Origin of the sequence: Bradyrhizobium sp. (assembly GCF_049581145.1) — a bacterium.
Taxonomy (GTDB): Bacteria; Pseudomonadota; Alphaproteobacteria; order Rhizobiales; family Xanthobacteraceae; genus Bradyrhizobium.
In genome coordinates this window covers 1-4,478 of record NZ_JBAURI010000211.1, presented here as the reverse complement: position 1 = coordinate 4,478, position 4,478 = coordinate 1, and the positions used below count along the sequence as shown (strand labels likewise).

At 60.6% G+C, this 4,478-nt stretch carries 6 protein-coding genes and 1 pseudogene; 3 read left to right on the top strand and 4 right to left on the bottom strand.

The genetic code is table 11. The features are described 5' to 3' along the window. Window positions 1-328: pseudogene (locus tag WCB02_RS07085) on the bottom strand (hypothetical protein); the annotation flags it as partial. Window positions 329-511: 183 nt separating this feature from the next. Between WCB02_RS07085 and WCB02_RS07080 the strand changes: the two are divergent. Then, window positions 512-1,618 carry an LLM class flavin-dependent oxidoreductase gene (locus WCB02_RS07080; RefSeq protein ID WP_423957119.1) on the top strand — a complete coding sequence of 369 codons (1,107 nt, stop codon included), beginning with the start codon at window positions 512-514 and terminating at the stop codon, window positions 1,616-1,618. Between the two features lie 39 nt (window positions 1,619-1,657). Then, window positions 1,658-1,852, top strand: a complete 195-nt coding sequence (locus WCB02_RS07075) for a hypothetical protein (RefSeq protein WP_423957118.1) — start codon at window positions 1,658-1,660, stop codon at window positions 1,850-1,852. A gap of 22 nt (window positions 1,853-1,874) precedes the next feature. Here the strand turns inward: WCB02_RS07075 and WCB02_RS07070 are convergent, their stop codons facing one another. From WCB02_RS07070 to WCB02_RS07060, 3 genes are read right to left on the bottom strand one after another with little or no spacing between them, the layout of a single operon-like run. Continuing rightward, window positions 1,875-2,564, bottom strand: coding sequence for a TetR/AcrR family transcriptional regulator (locus tag WCB02_RS07070; protein WP_423957117.1), 690 nt, complete (start codon window positions 2,562-2,564; stop codon window positions 1,875-1,877). Next, complete coding sequence (locus tag WCB02_RS07065; RefSeq protein ID WP_423957116.1) at window positions 2,561-3,112, bottom strand: flavin reductase family protein; 552 nt, start codon at window positions 3,110-3,112, stop codon at window positions 2,561-2,563. The genes WCB02_RS07070 and WCB02_RS07065 overlap by 4 nt, the downstream gene beginning before the upstream one ends. Before the next feature lie 9 nt (window positions 3,113-3,121). Next, window positions 3,122-4,279, bottom strand: coding sequence for an acyl-CoA dehydrogenase family protein (locus tag WCB02_RS07060; protein WP_423957120.1), 1,158 nt, complete (start codon window positions 4,277-4,279; stop codon window positions 3,122-3,124). Here WCB02_RS07060 and WCB02_RS07055 point away from each other — a divergent pair. Further along, the gene (locus WCB02_RS07055) at window positions 4,178-4,426 is read left to right on the top strand and encodes a hypothetical protein (protein WP_423957121.1); all 249 of its coding nucleotides are present in this window, start codon (window positions 4,178-4,180) and stop codon (window positions 4,424-4,426) included. The two genes, WCB02_RS07060 and WCB02_RS07055, sit on opposite strands and share 102 nt — an antisense overlap. Window positions 4,427-4,478 lie beyond the last annotated feature (52 nt).

The following is a 4,478-nucleotide window of genomic DNA, read 5'->3' as shown; positions in this document are numbered from 1 at the left end:
CCTGAGGCGTCAGCGGAATCTCTGTAACTATAGTACCGCATGGCCTGAGCGCATCGTTGACCGTATTGGCGGCCGCCTCATGAATACCAGGCGGAAGCGTACCGGGACCGAAAGAGATGGGCGGCGTGCCGTTGCTCGCAGTGCCGACAACGCTGTCGGCGATATCGGGCTCGGCAGGCCTCGATTGGAGGATGGCGGTTGCGACATCCAACATATTGCTACGCCGGATTTTGGCTTTCTCTCCATTCATGGCGAGATGCATGGCGAGCAGATCCAGCGCGTTGCCAACGCTGGTTGCACGGACGTCAGCGAAAGCCGAGGCTTTCATGGGTGTCACCTTCCCCGGCAGAATTCTTGGTATATTTCGCGGGATTAGAGGGCAGCGACTATCAAAGGTCAAGTTTGTTTATCGAACGATTATTTCGTGAAATTCGACTTTTGGACTTGTCTTGGAAGCACCGACGAAGCACGTTCGGTGCACAAAAGCAGGGCCCTTTGGGAGGCGCAGACGATGAAGCTGGGTTTCTTTACGATGCCAATCCATCCCCTGGACAAGGATTGGCGGCTTTCGCTGCAGGAAGACCGGGAGGCGTTCCTTTTGGCCGACGAGTTGGGCTTCTCCGAAGCCTATGTCGGCGAGCATGTCACCGACAAGGCCGAGAACATCACCTCCTGCATGATGTTCCTGGCCTGGATCGCGGCCGCGACCAAGCAGATCAGGCTTGGCACCGGCACCATCAACATGCCGAATGCCCATCCAGCCGCCGTCGCGGCCTCTATCGCGATGCTCGACCATATGCTGGACGGGCGGCTGATCTTCGGTATCAGCCCGGGAGGACTCCTGTCGGATGCGGAACTGTTCGGAAACCTCGCCGCCGACCGCAACGCGATGTTCCTCGAGGCCATCAATCAGGTGCTGCAGATCTGGGAAAGCGAGCCGCCCTACAATCTTGCGGGCAAATACTGGAACATCTCGACCGAGAAGACCCTGATGAAGGATATCGGCCAGGGATTCATCGCGCGCCCGCTGCAGCGGCCGCACCCTCCGATCGTCGTCACCGCGGTTGCGCCCTTCTCAAAAGGCGTCACCGAGGCTGCGGCTCGGGGCTGGGACCCGATCTCGGCCAATTTCCTGATGCCCGCCTGGGTGAAGAGCCACTGGCCGAAATACGTCGAGGGGTGCGAGCGCGGCGGCCGCGCGGCCGATCCCGCCAATTGGCGGGTCGCCAAGAGCGTGTTCGTGGCCAAGGATGCGGCCACCGCCAAGGCCTACGCCACCGACCCGAACGGGCCTTACGTCTACTACTATCGTTCGCTATTCACCAAGTTGAAGAAGAATGGTCGCATCGAGCTGTTCAAGACCAGGCGCGATCAGCCCGACGATGAGGTGACCCTGGAGGCGATCTGCGACAAACTGGTCATTTGGGGAACGCCCGAAAGCGTCACCGATCAGCTGCTGGCTTTCCAGGACGAGGTCGGTCAATTCGGCACGCTGCTTTATGCGGGCAAGGACTGGAAGGACCGCGAGTTGGGACGGCAGTCGATGATCCTGATGGCCGAAAAGGTGATGCCGCGGATCAATGCCGGTTCCTCACGACAGTCCAATGCGGCAGAGTAGTCTCGCTCCATCCATGAAATGAGAGCGCTGCCGCGGCTCTTGGCGACCGTATCCCCTATCAGGCGTAGATCGGCCCGCCCAACTCAAGCCGCCGAACGACAAGCGGACGGCGTTCTGCATCGCAGCAAATATCTGGACACGCTGCTGGACCATGTGATCGGCCACGACGAGTTTTTCTTGATGACCGCGAGCGAAATCGGTGACTGGGATCGCGATGAAATGACGAAACTCTGATCCGTCATCGTTCGATTGGCGCTCATCCGACCGCCGTCACCGGCGTGCGCATGACCGGCGGGAGGCGTTGCCCGAAAACCCGCTCGTAGCCGGCGAGAAAGGCGTCCACGGCATCGCCGATCATCTGCTCCTTGTCCTCAAGCACGGGCGACTCGTAGATATATTTTCGGACCCCATAGTAGAAAATTCCGCTGTGGAACACCCATGCCATTTCGAGTTCAGGCGCGGTTGGTCTGCTCTGCGCTGGCAATCCAGCTTGCTGGCGGCATTCCTTGATGATGCGGGTCAAGATCTTGTCGCGGACGATGCCGACGTACCAACGGTTGATGTCGAGCCCCTTGAGGCCGGAATAGAGATAGATGCGGATCCATTTGCGAGTGAAGATCACCTTCGTGTAGCCACGGTAGAATTCCTGCAGCCGATCGCGCAGCGGCCGGGAACGATCCGTCAGCAGCTTTTCCCAGCCGGTGTCGAGCGGTTCGAGATAAACCGTGCGATACACTTCCTGGATCAGGTCATCCTTGCTCGGGAAGTAGCGATACAAAAGCGGCTGGGTCACGCCCAACCGGCGCGCGAGGTCACGTGTTCCGCCGCCAAACCCCTGTTCCGAAAAGAACTCGGTCGCCTTGGCAACAAACTCCTTGCGGCGGTCGTCCGGAGAAAGCCGCTTCTGCTTGGGTCTCGCGCGCGTGGCTGCGGCTTTCCGCCTCATGACGACTTGTCGGCAATAAAACGGCCATAACCACCCCGGGCGAACAACAGCGGTTCATTGCGATTATAGGAATAGGCCTCGACCGCACCGAGAAAAATGACGTGATCGCCGCCGTAATATCGATCGACGGCGCGGCATTGAAAATTTGCGACGCTGTGCGCCAGAAGCGGGGCGCTGCCGAGGCCGGGCGTCCATTCGACGCGGGCAAACTTGTCTTCCGAGGACTTCGCGAATTTATTTGCGAGGTCCTGTTGCGAGGCGCCGAGCACATTGACCGCAAAATGGCTGGCGTTCTGAAACACGCTGAGGCTGCTGGAATAGAGCACCAGGCTCCAGAGCACCAGCGGCGGATTGAGCGACACCGACGCGAAGGAGTTGCAGGTCAATCCATATGGCTTGCGATCAGCTCCCGCCGCCGTGATGATCGTAACGCCGGTGGCGAAGGTGCCGAGCGCATTGCGAAAGTCCCGCGGATCGATCGGCGAATGGTCACTGGCTAATTCGTTGGCTGGATCGGAACCGGTCCGGTGCTTGGGCGCGTCGTTCATCCACTGGCCTCAGAGCGTCAGGTTTTCGGACGGCAGGCCGAGCGCCACACGACCGTAGTTGGTGCCAGCCGCATCGAAATTGAACGCGATGTGCGAATTGATCGCGTGGGCATCGCGAAATTGCCGCTGCAGCACGCCTGTCGTGAACAATCCGCGCGCGCCGCTCGCAGAAAACAACAGCGACACCGCTTCGGTGCAGAGATTGACGGAATAGGCCCCATCGCGCCGCAACCGGGTCTTGCCTGCCATGTCCGGAATCTGCCCGCGCCTCGCATCGGCCATCGCCGCGATGCAGTTCGAACGCATGATCAGGCGCGCCGCATCGATCTTAGCCGAGGCCTCGGCGATCTTGATCTGCGTGCTCTGCAGGTCGCCCAGCCTGGCGCGATTGGAGGTCGAGGCCCGATGCTGAGCGAGCTCGATATAATCGTCGAGACAGGCCTGCGCGTTGCCGAGCGCAACACCGGAAAGCACGTAAGGAAACAGCGAAATCACCGGCAGGGTATACAGGGGATTCGGATTGACGGCGCTGCCGGGAGTAGGACCGCCGGCGATGTCGTTCATCGCGATCGTCATCTGCTCTGCGACAAAACCCTCCCGCACTTCGACGTCGTTGGAGCCGGTGCCCTGCAGACCGGCGGCGTTCCAGGTATCGAGGATGCTGTAATCGCTCTTATGCACCAGGAAGAGCCGGTATTCGATGCCGTCGGCTTCGTCATCGGATGAAACGACGCTGGCCAGCATGTTCCACTCGCAGGACGCCACTCCCGAGGAGAACGGCCAGCTTCCATGCAGCCTGTAGCCGCCTTCGACTTTCCGGGCGCGGCCGGCGGGAAAAATGAAAGACGACGCAATCAGCGCATTGGCGTCCCTGTCCCAGACCGCGTCCTGCGCGCGCTTGTCGAACATCGCCAGCATCCAGTGATGGCTGGCAAGATTGGCCAAATTCCAGGCCACCGATGCGTCGGCCCGCCCCAGTATCTCGGCGACATCGACCAGTGCGACATAGTCGAGCTCCGATCCTCCCACCCGCTTCGGCTGCAGGATCCTGAAAAGCCCCGCCTCATGCAAGTCGCGTTCGGTTTCCGGCGGCAGGCGGCGCAGCTCTTCGGTGCGAGCCGCTCGATCGCGCAATCGCGGAAGCAGCGCCCGCGCCTGGCCGACGATGGGCGCAAAAGCGTGACCATCACCCTCCGGCCTGCTGGCTGGACTCGTGCTCGGCTTTCCACCAACACCCGCCATCGGGCGCTCCTCGCTTTCTCGCTCGCCGAGACGGACGTGCCCGACGCTTCGGCAAACTCCAAACCGACTTGACCGGTCAATGTAAGGGGTCGATTTTAGTTGACGATTGTCTACCGTGTAACAC

Bases quoted from the DNA above. Each gene is read 5' to 3' on its own strand.
- WCB02_RS07080 (WP_423957119.1), top strand. From the start codon at position 512: ATGAAGCTGGGTTTCTTTACGATGCCAATCCATCCCCTGGACAAGGAT.
- WCB02_RS07070 (WP_423957117.1), bottom strand. From the start codon at position 2,564: ATGAGGCGGAAAGCCGCAGCCACGCGCGCGAGACCCAAGCAGAAGCGG.
- WCB02_RS07065 (WP_423957116.1), bottom strand. From the start codon at position 3,112: ATGAACGACGCGCCCAAGCACCGGACCGGTTCCGATCCAGCCAACGAA.
- WCB02_RS07055 (WP_423957121.1), top strand. From the start codon at position 4,178: ATGCAAGTCGCGTTCGGTTTCCGGCGGCAGGCGGCGCAGCTCTTCGGT.